Source organism: Nibricoccus aquaticus, from assembly GCF_002310495.1.
GTDB classification, from domain to species: domain Bacteria; phylum Verrucomicrobiota; class Verrucomicrobiia; order Opitutales; family Opitutaceae; genus Nibricoccus; species Nibricoccus aquaticus.
Genome location: NZ_CP023344.1, coordinates 2,432,885 through 2,451,987, shown reverse-complemented (window position 1 = coordinate 2,451,987; position 19,103 = coordinate 2,432,885). Strand labels below are relative to the sequence as shown.

The 19,103-nt window shown below is 62.2% G+C and carries 15 protein-coding genes; 7 read left to right on the top strand and 8 right to left on the bottom strand.

All coding sequences use genetic code 11. The features are described from left to right. Window positions 1-178: 178 nt before the first annotated feature. From CMV30_RS09940 to CMV30_RS09930, 3 genes are all read left to right on the top strand, one after another. Window positions 179-922: a PEP-CTERM sorting domain-containing protein gene (locus CMV30_RS09940; protein ID WP_138223221.1), complete on the top strand. Its 744-nt coding sequence runs from the start codon at window positions 179-181 to the stop codon at window positions 920-922. 157 nt (window positions 923-1,079) lie between these two features. Beyond that, window positions 1,080-3,707: a U32 family peptidase gene (locus CMV30_RS09935; RefSeq protein WP_096055880.1), complete on the top strand. Its 2,628-nt coding sequence runs from the start codon at window positions 1,080-1,082 to the stop codon at window positions 3,705-3,707. Continuing rightward, a complete protein-coding gene (locus CMV30_RS09930) occupies window positions 3,704-4,153 on the top strand; it encodes a GNAT family N-acetyltransferase (protein WP_096055879.1) in 450 nt (149 codons plus the stop codon). The genes CMV30_RS09935 and CMV30_RS09930 overlap by 4 nt, the downstream gene beginning before the upstream one ends. On the opposite strand, the gene CMV30_RS09925 is transcribed toward CMV30_RS09930, so the two are convergent. The 3 genes from CMV30_RS09925 to CMV30_RS09915 form a co-directional block, all read right to left on the bottom strand. Beyond that, window positions 4,150-5,967, bottom strand: a complete 1,818-nt coding sequence (locus CMV30_RS09925) for a HAMP domain-containing sensor histidine kinase (protein ID WP_096055878.1) — start codon at window positions 5,965-5,967, stop codon at window positions 4,150-4,152. The genes CMV30_RS09930 and CMV30_RS09925 overlap by 4 nt on opposite strands. Window positions 5,968-5,970: 3 nt before the next feature. Continuing rightward, on the bottom strand, window positions 5,971-7,305 hold the full coding sequence (locus CMV30_RS09920; protein ID WP_096057711.1) for a sigma-54-dependent transcriptional regulator: 1,335 nt from the start codon (window positions 7,303-7,305) through the stop codon (window positions 5,971-5,973). A gap of 198 nt (window positions 7,306-7,503) precedes the next feature. Next, window positions 7,504-7,722 (bottom strand): hypothetical protein, encoded by a 219-nt coding sequence (locus tag CMV30_RS09915; protein ID WP_138223220.1) that lies wholly within the window; start codon window positions 7,720-7,722, stop codon window positions 7,504-7,506. 298 nt (window positions 7,723-8,020) lie between these two features. On the opposite strand from CMV30_RS09915, the gene CMV30_RS09910 reads away from it, so the two are divergent. From CMV30_RS09910 to CMV30_RS09900, 3 genes are read left to right on the top strand one after another with little or no spacing between them, the layout of a single operon-like run. Continuing rightward, a complete protein-coding gene (locus tag CMV30_RS09910) occupies window positions 8,021-8,566 on the top strand; it encodes an RNA polymerase sigma factor (RefSeq protein WP_096055876.1) in 546 nt (181 codons plus the stop codon). Continuing rightward, window positions 8,550-8,843, top strand: coding sequence for a hypothetical protein (locus CMV30_RS09905; protein WP_096055875.1), 294 nt, complete (start codon window positions 8,550-8,552; stop codon window positions 8,841-8,843). The genes CMV30_RS09910 and CMV30_RS09905 overlap by 17 nt, the downstream gene beginning before the upstream one ends. Then, the gene (locus CMV30_RS09900; protein WP_096055874.1) at window positions 8,840-9,457 is read left to right on the top strand and encodes a hypothetical protein; all 618 of its coding nucleotides are present in this window, start codon (window positions 8,840-8,842) and stop codon (window positions 9,455-9,457) included. The genes CMV30_RS09905 and CMV30_RS09900 overlap by 4 nt, the downstream gene beginning before the upstream one ends. Window positions 9,458-9,581: 124 nt before the next feature. Here the strand turns inward: CMV30_RS09900 and CMV30_RS09895 are convergent, their stop codons facing one another. Both CMV30_RS09895 and CMV30_RS09890 read right to left on the bottom strand, forming a co-directional pair. Then, the gene (locus tag CMV30_RS09895; protein WP_096055873.1) at window positions 9,582-10,460 is read right to left on the bottom strand and encodes an HDOD domain-containing protein; all 879 of its coding nucleotides are present in this window, start codon (window positions 10,458-10,460) and stop codon (window positions 9,582-9,584) included. 20 nt (window positions 10,461-10,480) lie between these two features. Further along, entirely contained in the window at window positions 10,481-12,658 is a 2,178-nt protein-coding gene (locus tag CMV30_RS09890; protein ID WP_096057710.1) for a chemotaxis protein CheA, read from the bottom strand. A gap of 191 nt (window positions 12,659-12,849) precedes the next feature. Here CMV30_RS09890 and CMV30_RS09885 point away from each other — a divergent pair, with 191 nt between their 5' ends. Further along, a complete protein-coding gene (locus CMV30_RS09885) occupies window positions 12,850-13,350 on the top strand; it encodes a chemotaxis protein CheW (RefSeq protein WP_096055872.1) in 501 nt (166 codons plus the stop codon). Window positions 13,351-13,579: 229 nt separating this feature from the next. Here the strand turns inward: CMV30_RS09885 and CMV30_RS09880 are convergent, their stop codons facing one another. The 3 genes from CMV30_RS09880 to CMV30_RS09870 all read right to left on the bottom strand — a co-directional run bounded on the left by CMV30_RS09880 (window position 13,580) and on the right by CMV30_RS09870 (window position 18,976). Further along, complete coding sequence (locus CMV30_RS09880) at window positions 13,580-15,556, bottom strand: ATP-binding protein (protein WP_175414816.1); 1,977 nt, start codon at window positions 15,554-15,556, stop codon at window positions 13,580-13,582. A gap of 246 nt (window positions 15,557-15,802) precedes the next feature. After that, on the bottom strand, window positions 15,803-17,980 hold the full coding sequence (locus CMV30_RS09875; protein ID WP_245844106.1) for a hybrid sensor histidine kinase/response regulator: 2,178 nt from the start codon (window positions 17,978-17,980) through the stop codon (window positions 15,803-15,805). A 57-nt stretch (window positions 17,981-18,037) separates the two neighbouring features. Further along, on the bottom strand, window positions 18,038-18,976 hold the full coding sequence (locus CMV30_RS09870; protein WP_096055870.1) for an HDOD domain-containing protein: 939 nt from the start codon (window positions 18,974-18,976) through the stop codon (window positions 18,038-18,040). Window positions 18,977-19,103: the final 127 nt, after the last annotated feature.

Genomic DNA, 19,103 nt, shown 5'->3' with positions numbered 1-19,103 from the left:
TGACTTTTCTGACAAAGCTCTAGCCAGCACTTGCCCACCGTGGATTAACAAACCGGCACATAAACAGTGCTCCACCCACAACCCTCCGTCGGGGATTCCCTGAAATAGCCTCGCTCCGGGTAATCGCCATTGAGCCGCAGAAGTCCTCTTGCATAAAAAATGCATCAAACTTCAGCCCATGACAACAATTCGCCCCCTCCACCTGCTCAGCCGCGTCGCCGCCACCTTCGCCCTCTCCGCCGTCCTTGCGACCGCAGCCCAAGCCCAGCTCACCCTCAACAGCTACGACCGCGGCCACTACGACTCCTCGGGCAACCATACCGCCTCCAACACCAGCTACCTCGCCGGTGACTTCGGCACCGAGATCTACCGCAGCTTCTTCGTTTTCAACCTCACCGACCTCGCTGGCAGCCTCACCAGCGCCAAGCTCCGCATCAACAACCCCTTCGGCTCTTCCCCCGACGCCAACGAGAGCGTCACCATCGCCTCCGTCGGCGTCTCCATCCCGACCCTCCTCGCCGGCGGCACCGGCACCTCCATCTACAACGCCCTCGACGATTCCCCCAACTTCATCTCCTCCACCCAGCGCAACCCCGCCACCACCGGCTTCCTCGAGTTCACGCTCAACAACAGCTTCCTCAACTACGCCGAAACTAATTTCGGCAACCTCATCGCCCTCTCCTTCCGCGTCACCTCCATCCAGCCCAATTCCCCCGACGAATTTTTCTTCGGTAATACCGGCAACAGCGTCGCCTCCGACGTCCAGCTCGTCCTCGACGGCAGCATTCTCGCCATCGGCTGCCCGCTCCCCGAAGAAGCCAACGTCCCCGTCCCCGAGCCCTCCACCTACGGCCTGATCGGCGCCGGCGTCCTCCTCGCCGGAGTCGCCCTCCGCCGCCGCCTCGCCGCCCGCAAAGCCTGAGCGATCTCACGCGGAAAAATAGCCGCTCCACTCAACTCTCCCGTTCCTCACAGGCGGACCGCTTCGTCGGTCCGCCTTTTTATTTTCAAAACTCCACACGCCCGCGCCATCGCACAGCTTGCCCGCCGCCCCCGCCGCGCTACCGTCCTGATCGATCATGTCCGCCACCGACACCGCTCCCGCCGCCGCCACCACGACTCCGCGCCGCTACACGCGCCCCGAGGTGCTCTCGCCCGCCGGCGACTGGGAATGCGTCCGCGCCGCCGTCGAAAACGGAGCCGACGCCGTCTACTTCGGCCTCGAGCGCTTCAACGCCCGGATGCGCGCCAAAAACTTCACCCAGGCCGACCTCCCCGCGCTCATGGAGTTTCTCCACCGCCGCGGCGTCCGCGGCTACGTGACGTTCAACACCCTCGTCTTCACCAACGAGCTCCCCGACGCCGAGCAATTCCTCCGCGCCATCATCAGCGCCGGCGTCGACGCCGCCATCGTCCAGGACATCGGCATCTGCCGCCTCATCCGCCGCCTCTCCCCCGACTTCCCGATCCACGGCTCCACCCAGATGACCGTGACCAACACCGCTGGCGTGAACTTCGCCCGCGACCTCGACGCCCAGCTCATCGTTCTCGCCCGCGAAAACTCCATCGCCGAAATCGAAAAAATCCAAGCCGCCCAAGCCGTCTCCGGCCAGCCGCCACTCCCGCTCGAAGTCTTCGTCCACGGCGCCCTCTGCGTCGCCTACTCCGGCCAGTGCCTCACCAGCGAATCCCTCGGCGGCCGCTCCGCCAACCGCGGCGAATGCGCCCAAGCCTGCCGCATGCCCTACGACCTCTACTCCGACGGCGAAAAGGTAGACCTCGGCGACCGCCGCTACCTCCTCAGCCCGCAAGACCTCGCCGGCCTCGACGTCCTCGCTGACCTCGTCCGCGCCGGAGTTTCCTCCCTCAAAATCGAAGGCCGCCTCAAAGCCCCCGAATACGTCGCCAGCATCACCCGCATCTACCGACAGACCCTCGACAAAGTCATGGCGCAACTGAACTCCCCAATCGACGCCTCCGGTTCCGATGGAGGCGCGGTGCCCCCACCGCGCTCCGAAACTCCCGCGACGCCCACCGACCGCTACGAACTCCAGATGGCCTTCTCCCGCGGCCAGTACACCGGCTGGTTCCGCGGCATCCATAACCAGGAGCTCGCCCACGGCCGCTTCGGCACCAAACGCGGCGTCTTCCTCGGCGAAGTCACCCGCGTCAGCGACGAAGCCGTCACCCTCCGCCCGCAAGCCCCGCTCAAACCCGGCGACGGCATCGTCTTCGACGCCGGCAACCCCGAAGTCCGCGAACAAGGCGGCCGCATCTACCAAGTCGATACACGCGACGGCCAGGCCACGCTCCGCTTCGGCCACGGCGACATCGATTTCCGCCGCGTCCGCACCGGCCAGCTCCTCTGGAAAACCAACGACCCCGCTCTCGACAAACAGGTCCGCCAGACCTTCGAAGGCGAAAAAATCCGCTTCCAGCGCCCGCTCCACTTCGAAGCCCACGGCCGCGCCGGACAACCGCTCACCCTCATCGCGACCGACGACGAAGGCCACAGCGCCAAACTCGATTCCCAACTCCCGCTCGAGCCCGCCCAAAACCAGCCGCTCACCACGGAAAAACTCACCGACCAACTCGGCCGCCTCGGCGGCACCCCCTTCAAACTCGGCCGCCTCGAAAATCATCTCGAAGGCGCGGCGATGCTCCCCGTCAGCGAACTCAACCGCCTCCGCCGCGACCTCGCCACCGAAGTCGAACGCCTCCGCGCCCTCCCCAAACGCTGGACGCTCACCCCGCCTTCTTCCGGTCTCTCAACTCTCAGCTCTCAACTCTCAACCAACTCGCCCACCGCCGCGGCGCCCGAGCTCATCCTTGTCGTCCGCACCCTCGCCCAACTCGACGCCGCCCTCACCTGCCCCGGCGTGACGACTCTCTACTGCGAATTCGAGAACCCCAAAAACTACCGCGAAGCCGTCACCCGCTTCCGCACCTGGCAGTCCCTTCACTCTTCACCCCTCACCATTCCCTCTTCGATTTGGGTCGCCCCGCCCCGCGTCACCAAACCCGGCGAAGAATGGATCCTCAACCAAGTCCGCTCCTGCGAAGCCGACGGCTACCTCGTCCGCAACCACGACCACCTCGCCTTCTTCGCCGCCGACCGCAAACGCGGCGACTTCTCCCTCAACGTCGCCAACCCGCTCACCGCCGAGTATTTCATTTCCCGTTACGGACTCGAACGCGTCACCGCCAGCTACGACCTCAACATCGTCCAGCTCGAATCCCTCCTCGCCGCCGCGCCCGCGCCCTGGTTCGACCTCACGATCCACCAGCACATGCCCATGTTTCACATGGAGCACTGCGTCTTCTGCGCGTTTCTCTCCTCGGGCAAAGACTACCACGACTGCGGCCGCCCCTGCGAAAAACACGAAGTCCGCCTCAAAGACCGCACCGGCGCCGAGTTCCCGCTCAAAGCCGACGCTGGCTGCCGCAACACCGTCTACAACAACCGCGCCCAGACCGGCGCCGAATACCTCGACCGCCTCCTCGCCCTCGGCGCCCGCAGCTTCCGCGTCGAATTCGTCAACGAGTCCGCCGACGAAGTAACTCGCACCATCACGCAATACCAGCGCCTCCTCCGCCGCGAAATCTCCGGCGCCGACCTCTGGCGCGAGCTAAAACTCCTCAACCAACTCGGCGTCACCCGCGGCCAGATGGAAACCACCCCCCGCTTCATCAATAAGAAACAGTGACTATTCGTGACGCGCTTCTCTCCGACGCAGCAGCAATTGCCCGACTAACGGGAGAACTTGGCTATGTCGCCAACGCCCAAGCCATTTCCGACCGCCTCTCCAAAATCATCGGCAACCCTGACCACCTGATGATCGTCGCCAGCTTCAAAGAGGAAATAGTTGGTTGGCTGCAGGCCCATGCATCCGAAGTTTTAGAGTCAGGATTCAGGGTCGAAATCGTCGGGCTCATCGTAGACGGGAACGCCCGTCGCCTGGGCACGGGTCGCAGCCTCGTTCAGCGAGCAGAGCAGTGGGCGTCGGCAATCAACGCGAGTGCGGTCGTGGTACGCAGCAATACGGTCCGAGAAGAGAGCCACCTCTTTTATCCTGCCATCGGTTTCATCCACTCTAAGACTCAGGCCGTCTATCGAAAGCAACTGAAGGAGACGGATAGCAAATCGGCTTAATTTTTCCGCCCCACCGCCGCCTCGCTCACCGGAATCAGGAAGTGAAAATCGCTTCCCTCCCCCACCTTGCTTGAGCACCCGATCGCCCCGCCGTGCTCCACCACGATCTCGCGCGCGATCGTGAGCCCCAGCCCCGCACCTTTCCGCGTCTGCCCCGGCACGCGGTAAAACTTCTCGAAGACATACGGCTGGCTCTCGTCAGGAATTCCCGGACCGCGATCGCGCACGCCAAAGCGCACCACACCCTCCCCGCCCGGCTGCGCATAGAGCGTGATCACGCTCCCCTCTGGAGAGTACTTCGACGCATTCGCCAGCAGGTTGATGAACACATGCCGCAACCGGTCGGGATCGACGCTCACCGTCTCCGCCACGCCCTCAGCAATCAACACCTCGATCCGCTGCCCCGCCGCATCCGTGATCGCCTTCATCTCCTTCGCCATGTCGTCGAGCAACGCCACCACCGCCACCTCGCGCCGGTTGAGCGATGCGATACCGCTCTCGATCCGCGAGAGATCCAGAATGTCGTTCAAGATCCGCAGCAACCGGTCCGCATCGTCGCGCGCCGTTTCGAGCAGATCCTTCTGCGCCGCCGTCAGCTTCCCGAAATTTTCCTCCAGCAACAAATAGACCGCCATCCGCAGACTCGTCAGCGGCGTCTTCAACTCATGGCTCACCGTGCCCACGAGGTTGGTCTTCGCGTCATCCAGTAACCGGAACTTGGTGACATCCTGCAAAATCATCGCCGCCCCGCCGAACCCCGTGAGCGTGTCGCCGATCGACAAGATGCGCGGCAGGTAATGCCGCTCATCGCGCCCGATGTGCACCGTCACGACGTGATCGTACCCCGTCGGCACATAGTGAACGCCCGTCGAGAGCACCATCCGCAGCGGCTTCATCAGCCACTCGGGAAATCCGTTCGCGAACTCCTCCGACGCCGCCACCTCCTCCGCCGCCGGATTCCGCAACTCCGGCGTGCCATCCTTCGCCACCACAAACAGCGGATCGGGCGTCGAGGTCAGCGTCGCCTCCATCGTCCGTTGCGCGCGCACCACCTTCGCCGCCGTCGCATCGCGATACGTCCGCAGCTTCGCCGCCATCAAGTTAAATGTCCGCGCCAGTTCACCCAACTCGTCCTTCGAAGTCACCGGCACATCGTTGTCCAGATTCCCATCGCCGAGCGCCGCCGCCGACACCGTGAGCGCCCGGATCGGTTTCAACAACGACCGCGCCAGCGCATACGACATCACCAGCGACATCACGATACCCCCCACCATCGCCACCGCCACGAAGTTGATACTCAACCGCGCCACATCCGCCACGCGTTGCCCCTCCTTCTGCAGCTCCTGGTAATCCGCGTGCGTCAGCTCCTCCAGCGTGCGCAGCGTTTTGAACAGCGCCTGCTCCGTCTGGTAGTAATTCCGCTGCGTCACCGCCGCCCCGCGCTCGAACATCGCGTCGCCAAATCCCACCAACTCCTCAAACGCATCCGCCACCTTCGCCAGCGCCTCCGTCCGCGCCGTCCCCGCCGACACGAACGACTGATCCATCAGCGTGCGCTTAAAAATTCCGCGCTGATTCTCGAACACCGGCCGCGCATCCAGCATCCGTCCGTTCTGCGCCTCGTGAATCGCCGTCGTCATCGCATACGCCGCCTCGCGCATCTCGTGACAGCCAATCATGACCTTATAGCTCGCCCCCAGCTTCGCCTCGATCGACCGCCCGAGATCGCGGCAGATATACATCGCCGCCAACCCCACGCCGATGAACAGCAACAACAGCGGCAGCAGTCCGAAATAAAGCCGGGTGCGCAGCATCGCTCAGATGAGGCCCAGTTTCTGCCGCTTCCGATAAAGCGTCGCCGGATCGATCCCCAGCGTCTTCGCTGCCTCATCGAGATTCTTCGCCGAAGCGAGTACGCGGCGGATGTGCTCCGTCTCCAGCGCATCGAGCGTCACCCGTGCGCCTACTGCGATACTCGAATCCGCCTGATGCGAAAACTCCTCCGGCAGATCAGCAGGCTCGATCAACTCTCCCGACGACAAAATCACCGCGCGCTCGATCACATTGCGCAGCTCTCGCAGATTCCCCGGCCAGCCATAACGCACAAACGCCTCCTTCACCGCTGGTGAAAATTCCGCGACGCGCTTGCCCATGCGTCCGCAGAAAAATACGCGATAGTTCTCCGCCAGCCTCATCAAATCGCCCGGCCGGTCCTTCAATCCCGGCAGCGTCACGTTGATCACGTTAAGCCGGTAATAAAGATCCTCTCGAAAACGCCCCGCTTTCACCTCTTCGGCGAGATTGCGGTTCGTTGCCGCGATTACGCGCACATTGGCTTTGCGTATTTTGGGCTCACCTACGCGCTCGTACTCCCGCTCCTGCAGCAGCCGCAGCAGCTTCGGCTGGATCTCCAGCGGCAGCTCGCCGATTTCATCGAGAAACAGCGTACCGCCATCCGCCGCCGCCACCTTGCCCATCGTGTCATTCACCGCGCCCGTGAACGATCCCTTCACGTGGCCGAAGAGCTCACTCTCCAGCAACTCCCGCGACAGACTCGGGCAATTCACCGTGATGAACGCATTTTCTTTCTGCGTGCTGCGTCGATGAACTTCGCGCGCCAACACGCTCTTGCCCGTTCCGCTCGGCCCAAGAATCAGCACTGTCGCCGGCGTCTCCGCCGCCTTGAACGCGATCTGCAGCAGCTTCTGCATCGCCGGTTCCGCCGAGGTCAGATCGAGCCCGGGCGTTTCCTCGGTGATCTGCGATTCGAGCTGTTTGACCTTCTGCTCCAGCTTCCGCGTGCGGCCGACCTTATCGAGCACCTGCCGGATTTGATCCGGCGTGAACGGCTTCGGAATAAAATCGAACGCCCCGCGCCGCATCGCCTCAACCGCAACCGCGATGCTCGCGTAAGCCGTGAACATAATCACGACCAGTCCCGGCTGCGCCTTCAAAAGTTTCTCCAGCACCACCAGCCCGTCTTCCGTCCCGAGGTTCACATCGAGGAAGCACGCATCGCACGACTCCGTCTCCAGTTCCTTCAGCGCACGCGCGCCATTCGGCGCCGTGACCACCTCATGCCCCATGCTTTCCACGGCCAGGCCGGTGATTTTGCGGATGCTGGGTTCATCGTCGACAATCAGTACGCGCATAGTGGGGACAAGGCAGAGCATTCGTGGACAACCGCAGGAATTCGCAAGGCTCGATCCTGTTTCGCCGCTGTTTGCTCCGCGCTAAAAAAGCCAAGGCGGGGCCGAATTAACGACCCCGCCAGGTCCAGCTTCAACTAACAATCCCGGAAGTCGCACCTCCGGGAAGTGGGAAATTATTTAGCGTCGAAAAGAACAAGATCAGCCTGCCTTCGTGTGACGTGTGCGATGCCAGAGATGAACTCCCAGCATCACCGCAGCCACCGCAGAGCAGCCTGCCACAGCAATCCGCGCCAGCAGACTTCCGATCTCGCTACCGGTTCCGGCGAAAACAAAAAATCCCGCGACAGTCGCGAGAAGAAGAAGTGTGATCACCCAGTTAAGCATGGCGCAAAATAGAGATAGGTTTTGGTTCAGCATCGTTTCACTTTGTACGCGGATGTTCCGACCGATCCACATTAGTTACTAAATGCCATTGATAGCGTTTGATGTGTTGTTTCCTTTGCCTCGCCCGTGCCATCCGCGCGCAAGCTTCTCCATCTTCTTGCGAACAAACACTCTCGCCCAAAACCACTCTCACGCAGCCCCGCGAAGCCTGCTCGCGAAACGTGCATCTTGCACACGCCGAACCCCTTCAAAACCGGCAGATTGCAAGAAACACCTCTCACGCAACTTCTCGACACTTCCTGCGTCATCCTTGTCTTAGAAATGCACGCGCATGGACATCACCGAAACGACGGCACTGACGGACCTCGTCCGACAGGCGCAGCAAGGCCGCGAGGACGCGCAGCGCGCGCTCATCGTCGCCTACCAGAATCGCATCGCCGGTTTCATCTACTCGATCACCGGCCGCAGTGATGCGGTCGAAGACCTCGCCCAAATCGTCTTCATCAAAATGATCCGCGCGCTCCCACGACTCGATCAACCCGCCCAGTTCGAAGCCTGGCTCTTCCGCATGGCCCGCAACGCCTGCATCGATCACATCCGCCGCCAGCGCTGGCAGAAATTATTTTCCCCCCTCGACCAGGAAGATCATTTCGAAATCCCCGAAACCCCCTCGTCCGTCGACAGCGAAGAACTCGACGCTCTCCGCCACGCCCTCTCCAAACTCAAACCCGCCGACCGCGCCCTCATCGCCCTTGCTCAAGAGGGCCGCAGCCAGCAGGAAATGGCCGACGCAACTGGCGTGAGTGTCGTCGCCCTCAAAGCCCGCCTCCACCGCGCCCGCGAACAACTTCGTCAACACTATGAACACGCCTCCTGAATCCCGCGCCTGGCGCCAGCTCAACGAGCACGCCGCCGCGCAGCTTCCCGCGGATTTCCCCGACCGCGTGCTTCGCCGTATCCGCCTCGCCCATGCCGAACGCACCGGTGCCGCCCGCTTCTTCCTGCACCCGTTCGCCGTGTCCGCCTACACCGCCGCCTTCTGCTTCGTGCTCGTGGTGATCCTTCACACCCGCAGCACCGCCGAGGCCAACGAACGCCACCTCGCCGAATGGCACGAGGTGGCCATGCAGACCGCCAGCCTCGACCCGTTATGAACAAAGGTTTCGTCGTCGCGCTCGCCACGCTCATCGGTTTCGCCGCCGGCACCTTCGCCGGTTCCTGGATGCAACGCACCCAGCCCGTCCCCGCGCCTCCCGCTGGCGGCGTCTTGGGCGAGTTACGCGATGCTCCGCTCAATTCCGCGCCCGAAAACCCCGACGCGCCAAAACCTTCCGGCCAGCCGCTCCCGGACGAAGCGCTCCGCCAGATGAAAGCCGAGATCGACGCCTTCAAAAAGAAGGTTGAGCCCATCAAACTCGAATTCCGCACCCAGCTCGAAGCCCTCCTCACGCCCGTGCAACGCGAGCGGCTCAAAGCCATGAGCGAAAAACCACCCGCTCCCAAACCCGTCGCAGGTGAAAAGCCCGACCCGGCCAAAGACTGGCGCTACCGCGTGTACGACGGCATGGACACCACGATCACCCTCGTCGTCATTCCCTTCACCCTCGCCCGTCTCAACGAAGAACTCGGCCTCAGCTACGCCCAGCGCGAAGCCGTTCACCAGCTGCTCATCCAACGCCGCGAAAAATTCCTCGCCCTCGTGGACAGCACCCCGCCTCCGAGTTTTAACCTCGGCAAACTCGCACCACAGGCAGCGGAGAAAAAATAATCCGCCTCGCGAAACCCGTCGCGCATCCGGCCGCTCCTTCGCTCCAAAAAAATAAAAAAGGGGCGGCAGCCGGTATCAACGGCCACCGCCCCAGTAGTCACACGGGCCCGCTCAGCTCATCGCTTCAAAAGCTGAGAGACCCGTGGGAAAGATTTTCGCGGAGCAACCTGCTCGCGCGTTCGAGGACTTCAGGAATCGCCGCCTCCAGCATCTCCGGCGTGAAGCCCCACTCGACAAGCAGCTCCGAGTTCAGTTGGAAAAGAAACCCGTCCTCCGCCACGCCCGCGCCGATCGTGACAGCGAGAAACTTGGCCGCATGAACATGCACCAACAGCGGCAGCACATCGGCTGGATCGCTGGCCTTCGGCGGATTGTGGACACCAACCGCGATAAGCGACGGCGGGAATTTCCACCGACGCAGCAGCTCCGCGCCGACTTCGGCGTGATCGAAACCGAGAATCTTCTTCTCCGCCTGAAGCCACGTGCAGCCCGACCCGGATTGTTCGGTGCGAACAGCGGGAAATTGCTCGGCACAGGCGTGCGCGACCGCGAGTTTGCCGATCTCATGGACCAGCCCGGCGGTGTATGCGGTCTTTGGATCGACGCGCCCGGTTTCCTCAGCGAGGTACTCGGCGGCGACGGCGGTCACCAGTGAGAGGCGGCAAAAATCGCCCGCTTCCCAACGATAGCCTTCGACCTTTTGCGTCATCCAGCGGCTCGCGAGCGAGAGCGCGGCGAGGCGGTAAACTTCTTTCTGCCCGAGGCGCATCAACGCTTCGCTCAGATTCTCCACCACGCTGGTGCCAGCGGCAAAATAAGCGGAATTGGCCAGGCGCAGCGTCGAGCTGGCCAGCGCCGGATCGATCTGGATCACATCCTGAAGCTCGTCGATCGAGGCGTTCTCGTTTTCGAGCACGCTGATAAGCCGCGGCAGGAGCGCCGGGGAACAAGGAAGCCGGAGCGCTTTCTCGCAAACTTCCGCAAAGGTGAGCTGGGCTGACATGGGGTGCGGGGCGTGAAAGATCAGGCGGCGTTGAACAACGACGTGGGATCGAGGATCAGCGCGATGCCACCATCGCCAAGGATCGCACCACCGGAAACACCGACGAGATTCTGGAGGAATCCGCCGAGGCTCTTGATGACGACTTCTTGTTTGCTGACCATGTCATCGACCAGCAGCGCCGAGGCGCGGCCATTGCTTTCGACGATGACGATGATGCCGTCCCACGGATTCTCGATCGCGCCAGCGATCTGGAAACGGCGGTGAAGACGGTGAATCGGGAGAATCTTGCCGCGATGATCGAGGACTTCGCCGTGTCCATGCACCGTGGAAAGCGCGTCCTTCGCCGGGCGGAGCGCCATCTGCACAGATGTGCTCGGGAGGATGAAACGGTCTTCACCGACGCGCACCACCAGGCCGTCGATGATGGCCATCGTCAGGGGAAGCTTGATACGGAAGGTCGAGCCCTTGCCCATTTCGGACGTGATCTCGATCTTGCCGCGCAGCTTCTCGATGTTGCGCTTCACGACATCCATGCCGACGCCACGACCGGAAACGGCGGTGACTTTTTCAGCCGTGGAGAAGCCTGGGAGGAAAATCAGGTGGAGAACTTCATCCTTCGAGAGCTGCGCGTTTTCCGGGATGAGGTTTTGTTTGCGCGCCTTGGCGAGCACCTTGTCGGTATTGATACCACGGCCATCGTCGCTCAGTTCGATGACAATGTTGCCGCCTTCGTGATAAGCTTTGAGGTGGACGTTGCCCGCCTCGGTCTTGCCGGCGGCGATGCGGTCGGCGGTCGATTCGAGACCGTGGTCGAGCGAGTTGCGCACCATGTGGACGAGCGGATCGCCGATGTCCTCTACGACGGTGCGGTCGAGTTCGGTGTCCTCACCGCTGACATGAAAATTAACTTTCTTGCCGAAGTCGCGGGAAAGATCGCGCACGAGACGCTCCATCTTCTGAAACGTCGGTTTCACCGGAATCATACGCAGCGACATCGACGTGTGCTGGAGTTCTTTGGTGAGGCGGCCGAATTGCGTGATGTTGCGCTGGAGCGAAGCGTCTTCGATCGCGAGCACGCGGGCCGACTCAGTGAGCTGGCTCTGCACGATCACGAGCTCGCCGACGACATCCATGAGGGAGTCGAGTTTCTCCGTGTTGACGCGAACGGTGCTGGAACTGGCGTTCTTGGTTTCTCCGGTGGCGGCGGCCTTCTCTTTGTGTTCGGCGGCTTTCGCGGGAGCAGGCGCCTCGGCGGACGGAGCAGGCGAGAAAGGAACGACCGGCGCGAGCTCGGCGGGCGCGGCAGCAACTGAAGCGGCAATCGGCGCGGCCGCTTTCGCGGGAGCTGCGGCGACCGGCGCGGACTCACCGGCGGCAAGACGTTTGACCGCGCGGATCAAGTGGCTGACGGGAATGATTTCGCTGGGCAGCGTGCCCTGCTCAAGCGCGACCGTGATCTGGCCAACCATGTTCTGCACGGCGTCGCGGCTCTTGAGGATCTCGGTGATGATCGTCGAGTTCAGGCGCAGCTTGCGATTGCGCGCGAGATCGAGGAGCGATTCCACCTCGTGCGTCAGCGTGTGCATCGGCGTGAGATGGAGGAAACCGGATACACCCTTGATGGTATGAAACGAGCGGAAGATGGAGTTAAGCGCCTCGGGATCGTCGGGCGTCTCGTCGAGCGCGAGCAGAGCGGCTTCGATTTGCTGGAGATGGTCGAGTGCCTCGGCGTGAAACTCGGTGAGCAGCTCGCGGTTTTCGTCGAGGTTGAGGTCTTGGAGAAGATCGTTGGCGGCAAGGCCGTCATCGACTGGTGCAGATGAAGCGGCAACCGATGCGGGAGCGGATTCAGCGGCAGCGGGCGCGGCGGCGGCTTTACCAGCAACAGGCGGCAGCGGCTGGTCGGCTTTGCTGGCGGTGGCGGCAGCCGGGAGCCACTTCACGACATTGCGCAGATGAGTGAGCGCGGCGTCATCGAAAGGCTGGGCGCTATCGAGCAGGCGCTCGAGATCGGCCTTGAGCGTGCTGAGCGGTTCTCGCAGTTCGAGTTCGACGGAGCAAAGTTCGATCAGTTCGCCGAGCAGGCTGTAAGAAGGGATCAGGCCTTCGTCGCGACCTGCCTGGGCGAGGATGGATTCACCCGCGAGCCGGTTGCTGAGATCATCGAGCGTGGAATAGAAATCCGTGGAAAGTGGCATGGGGAAGCGATGGAAAAACTTTCTCTTCATTCGGCGCGGCGCGGGAGAACTTAACCGGTTTTGCGAGCCGTCTTACCCATAAAACACCCTAGGCAGATCCCTCCCCTTTTCTCTAAAGCCGATGCCCGGAAGGCCGAATGAAACGCTGTAAGCCGCGCCATGCCGGTGCGTCTCATCCCATTTCAACTCACATGAGCTCACTCGCTGCCGCCACGCACATCGCCACCCAGAATGCGGGCAAATACCTGACTGTCGCCCTCGATAACGAATCCTACGGCGTCGCCGTCCTGAAGGTTCGCGAAATCATCCGCATGCAGAAAATCACGCCCGTGCCCCAGATGCCGGAGTTCGTGAAAGGCGTCATCAATCTCCGCGGCCGCGTCATCCCGATCATCGACCTCCGCGTGAAATTCGGTCTGAAGGCCGTCTTCGCCGAACGCACCTGCATCGTCGTCGTCCAAGTCAAAGTTTCCGCCACGCAAAACGTCCAGATGGGCCTCATCGTGGACGCCGTGGAAGAGGTCGTGAATCTCGCCGGCAGCGAAATCGAGCCCACTCCCGACTTCGGCACACGCATCGACACCGGCTACATCCTCGGCATGGCCAAGATCAAAGGCACCGTGAAGACCCTCCTCGACATCGACCGCGTCGTCGCCGCCGAGACCGTCAAAGAGATCACCAGCAATCTCTGAGCGCATCGCTCATTTCAATTTCTCCCAAAGCCGCCTTTTCAAAGGCGGCTTTTTTGTCTCCAGGTGGAACGCACGGTCCCTCGCGCGTTGTTCGATGCCGCCCTCGATTACACGCCGCGACCAGTTCTCGCACCGATGCGCTTCGTCCATCACCACTCACTGTCGCTCGGAGCCCGCTCGCACTAAAACATCGCCGCCCTGCCTTCCCCAGCCGCTCCTGTTCCTCGCCTCACGCCCCGATCGCCCGCGGCAACACCCGCGAGAAGGCCGCCTCAAGATCGTCTTTGCGCAACGGCTTCGTGATGTAGTCGTCCATCCCGGCCTCGATGCACTTCTCGCGGTCGCCCTGCATCGCATTCGCCGTGAGCCCGATGATCCACGGCTGGCGGTTGGCAGGCAGTTCGCTGCGGATCACCGCCGTGGCCTCAAGCCCGTTCATCTCCGGCATATGCCAGTCCATGAGCACGACATCGTAGTCGCGCGCCTTCACCTTCGCGATCCCTTCCACGCCATCGCTGGCCACATCGGCGTCGCAACCGATCCGCTTCAACATCGCGAGCGCCACCTTCTGGTTCACCAAATTGTCCTCAACTAGCAGCAGCTTCAGCGAACGCATCCCCTCGGGCGCGAGACGCGCGGTCTCGGGCGCTGCATCAGCCAACTTGCGCATTTCCTGCGTCTGCGCCGGTGCCGCGAGCAGTGTGAAATAAAACGTGGAGCCCGCGCCCACCGAGCTCTCCATCCAAGCATCGCCGCCCATCAGCTCGGCGAGCCGCTTGCAGATCGCGAGCCCGAGGCCGGTGCCGCCAAACTTCCGAGACGTCGAAAGATCCGCCTGACTGAACGGCTGGAACAGCAGCGCCTGCTTTTCAGGCGGCACACCCATGCCCGTGTCGCGCACCGCGAACTGGATGCGCATCTGCCCGTCTGGTGCAGCCACACCATCGCCCGTCGCAATGGAAACCTCGATGGCCACTTCGCCATGGCTGGTGAACTTCACTGCGTTGCTGACCAGGTTGGAAAGAATCTGCCTCACCCGCGTGACATCGCCGCTAATCCACGCCGGCACGCCGGGCCTCACGAGGCCGGAGAGCTTCAAATTTTTTGCCTGCGCCCGGCCCGAGAAGAGCGCGAGCGTCTCGTCGATGTGCCGCGCGATGGAGAAGTCGCCGTGCTCGAGCTCGAGCTTGCCCGACTCGATCTTCGAGAAATCGAGAATGTCATTGAGAATGACGAGCAGGCTGTTGCCCGAATTGCGGATGGTCTCCAACCCGTCGCGCTGCTGATCGGCCAGCGGCGCATCGAGCATCAACTCGGTCATGCCGATCACCCCGTTGAGCGGCGTGCGGATTTCATGGCTCATCACGGCTAGAAACGCGCTCTTTGCCTGGTTCGCCACCTCCGCCGAAAGCGCGAGCTCGTTGGCCCGCGCGATGGAGTTTTCCAACTGGCTGTTCGCCGCCTCCAGCTCGGCCTTCGCGAGCAGCAGCGTCTCCTCCGTTTTGCGGCGCTCGCGGATCTCGCGAGCCATCTTGCCCTGCGTTTCGAGCAACACCTGCCCGCTCGATTGCAGCAAAGCCTCGGAGCGGCGCACGCGTTCTAGCTGCTGTTCGAGTTCGCGCTGCTGCTCCTTAGAACGAAGCCGGTTGCGCTCCTCACCCAGGATGTGGCGACGGTTCAGCCATGACCAGAAACCCACCACCGTCGCTTGCAGCAACATCCCCGCGAAGTGCAGCAGCATCTTCAACCCACCCGCCTCCCCATGCGCGAAGTAAACCTGCGTTTTCCCCGCTCCCTCCAGCGCCATGAATATCAAATACAGCGTGAACGTCAGTGTCGTCGCCGGCACGAGCGCCCGCCAGTCAGCGTACACGACCATCATCGTCATCGCCGTGAAATAGAAAAAGTGCGCCTCATCGAGTCCGCCGAGCTGATACACGTGCAGGCTCACCATCGCCTGCAACGACAGTCCCGCCACGCACCGCGTGAGAAACGACCCCGGCGCCAGCCGGATGCACGCCATGAACACCGCGAACACCACCGGCGCCACGCAAGCCGTGACCACCCACGTGTCGTTAATCCCCGCCAGCACCAGCGCGAGCACCGTGTGCCCCGCGACAAAAATTTTCATCCACCCGTCGCCTCGCGCGTACACCGGCGCGAGCAGTTGCTCATCAGAAAAAATTCCCGTGCCCGACGTGATCAACGATGATGCCCGCGGCAGTAATGCGGGAGAATTTGGACGCGACGCACTCATCTCTGCGCCGCCTCTCCACAGACACCCCGGCTTACCCGACGCGCGTTCTCACTCGCTCGCAGCTGCAAGCAAACTCGGCCGGCGACGGGGAAATGTCGGCTGAAAACAGGCATGGTTAATCTCCTTCAACATCGGCCTGAATCGCCGGATTTTGAGCAAAAAACCGCGCAATCCGCCTCATCCACCCGCCAGCTGTCACGCGACGCTCTGCGCCTTGCGATCCAGCATCTCGCGCAATCGAAACGCCAGATCCTCCAGGCTGTACGGCTTCGGAATGAAGTCCTTCTGCCCGAGGCCGATCAGCTCCTGCCGTGTCTCCGGCGTGATGTTGCCGCTGATCACGATCACCTTCGTATCGGGCCGCAGCCTCCGGATATTCCGGTAAACTTCCAGTCCGTTCATGCGCGGCAGATTCAGATCGAGCAGGATCGCATCGATCGTGGACGGCTCCGACATGAGCATGTTCACCGCCTCCACACCGTCAGGAGCCATGAGCAGCTTGTAACCGCTCGGCACCAGCAGCGCCTTCAACAAATCGCGCAAGGCCTGCTCATCCTCGATGACCAGCACCGTCTCCGTCCCCTTCGGAATGCGCCGCGCCGTACCCGCCGCCGCGACGACCGCCGCCGATGGCTTCACCGCTTCCAGCGGCAGATAAATCAGGAACGTGCTGCCTTTGCCCTCCACGCTCTCCACCTCGAGGAAGCCCTTATGGTTCAAAATGATTCCATACACCACCGACAGCCCGAGGCCCGTACCGCCGCTGGTCTGCTTGGTCGTGAAAAATGGCTCGAAGATCCGCGCACGCACATGCGCGGGCATTCCGCACCCGGTATCAGCCACCTTGATGCAAACATACTCGCGCTCGCTATCGGCATTCAGCCGTAGCAACGCCGAGCCCCGCACGCGCTCCGTCGCCACACTGATGCGCCCGCCGCCCTGAGCGAGCATGGCATCGCGGGCATTCACGCAGAGATTCATGATCACCTGCTGGAGCTGATTCGGATCGGCAGAGAACTCCGGGATCGTCTCATCCAGCGCGAAGCCAAACGAGATCGTGCGCGGGAAAGTTTCCGCACACATGCGACCGAGATCCTTGATGTGCTGATTGATCGAGACGGACTTGAACATCGTCTCCGTCTTGCGGCTGAAAGTGAGTATCTGCTTCACCAGACCGACCGCGCGCTGGCCGGCGTCCTGGATCTCGCGCAGATGCCGCGCCTGCGTTTCGTTGGCCGGCCCACGGCTGATCGCGATCTCGGCAAAGCCATTGATGATCGCGAGCACATTGTTGAAATCGTGCGCGATGCCGCCCGCGAGCGTGCCGAGGCTTTCCATCTTCTGCGCCTGGCGCAGCTGGTCCTCGAGCTTCTTACGCTCTGTGATGTCTTCGCGCATCGAGAGTAGATGCGTCACTTCGTCAGCGAAATTCCGGATCGGCGAAACTTGCACATGCTCCCACAGCGCCGCGCCATCCTTGCGGCGTGTGCAGAGATCACCCGTCCACTTGCGGCCCAGGCGCATCGTCTCCTGGAACTCGATGAACGACTCATCGCTCACATGCCCGCCGCGCAGCACCGGGATGTTTTTCTCGAAAATTTCCTCCAGTGTGAATCCCGTGCTCTGCGTGTACCGGGGATTCACATACTGCACGCGGCCATCCGGCGTCGTCATGACGATGGCGAACGGCGACTGCTCCACCGCGCTCGCCAGCTTCTGAAAATGTTCTTCCGCCAGACGCCGTTTCGTCACATCGCGACCGATGGATCGGTAGGCGATGATCACACCATCGGCATTGCGGACCGCGCAGTCCTCCCAAGAAAGCCAGCGCCAGCCCTGCGCCGTCTGCCAGCGATGTTCGTGCGAACCGCGATGCGGCGGCCGGTCAATCCGCGCAACGGCCCCACGCCAGCCAGCGACATCGTCGGGATGAATCAACGTGGAGGCATCCGCGCCCGGCCATGACGCGCGCGGCACGCCAAACTTGCGGGCAAACGCCTCATTCACGCTGAGCACCCGGCCATCAGGCCCGCGCAGCACCGCCAGCTCCACGCTCGCCTGCCAGGGACGCACCAGCTCGTCGTGCTCGCTTGTGTGAAACTCCACCATCCGCAGCGTCACAACGATCGCCGACGGTCGGCGGCTCCTGCTGTAAACCGGCTGCTCGCGCACCGCCAGCCCGAGCTCCTCCGGCGTGCCCAGGCTTTCAAAAATAACTCCGATCAACTGCTCCGGCGTGCGATCAAGCAACGTAGCCGCGCGCGGCGTGATTTGCTGGATACGGCGCTTCGAGTTCAGCACGATCACGGCCTCTTCCGACACCGCTGCGTTGGCGGTGGCCGGTTGATTGGTAAGCTGTGCGGCAAGGGTCATCAGGGAGTGGCCCCGGGCTGTGCGGGCATCGGATTTTCCGGGCGATGGTGAAGCGGGTTAGACCAGGCCACTCAGCACGGTGGGCAGGCGTTGGACGCTGTTGGAAAGTGCGGCCCGCGCCAGACGCGTCTCCCGCTCCTCGGTGCCATAGAGAATCTTCCACCCAGGCAACTCCAGCCACGCATCCTCCGGGATCGGATCGACCTTCTCGAAACCACCCGGAATCCCCGCGAAGCGCACGAGCTGGTCGGCGACCTGCACCGCAGCTGCGTAGAACGAGTGATCGGGCGCCGCCGCCGGATCGTTGTGATAATAAACCGCGTCCGTGATCTCAGCCGAGAGCTGGTGACGTTGCAGATAATAACCGCCGATCCGCGCATGATCCCAGCCGATCAACTCCCGCTCGCGCACACAAACTTCGACCGGCGTCGCAAACTGCGTTTCAAAAATTTTCGCGAACTCATCGGGAAAAGCCGAGGCAAGCACGACCTTACCCACATTGTGCAACAGCCCGATGATGTAGTCCGTATCGTCGTCCACCAGCAACGTCGTCGTCGCGAGGATCTCCCGTGTCATGATCGCCGAGCCGATCGAGTGCTTCCAAAGATCTTTCCACGGCAACCGCAGCGACGTGCGGTTGATTTTCTCCAGTTCCTCGATCACCGGCGTGGCCATCGAGAGCTCCCGGATCTGCCGCAGCCCGAGATAAAAAACCGCCTCTTCAATATTGTTCACTTTCGCCGTCAGACCGAAATAGACCGAGTTCACCATGCGAAGCAGACGCGCCGTCAGCGACGGATCGCGACGGATGATCTCCGCGATCTGCGAATTGTAGCTCTGCTCCGAGTTCACCAATCCCGCCAGCGCACGATTGATACTCTGGAGCGACGCCAGCTTAGGACACGCATCGATGCGACGCATGATCTCCGCATCGGTATACGTGCGGAACGGCGGCTTGGTCGGGGTAGTGGTCGTAATAGGGCTGGTCGATGACATGAGGCGATGCGCGCCGCGGCCGCTCCCGGGAGAACAGACACGACGGTTGTTGCCCCAATAATCGACGATAAATGCCCGGAGTTTAGGGGCTTTCTTCTGAAACTATCCGGGGGTTTTCCCTCAAGTT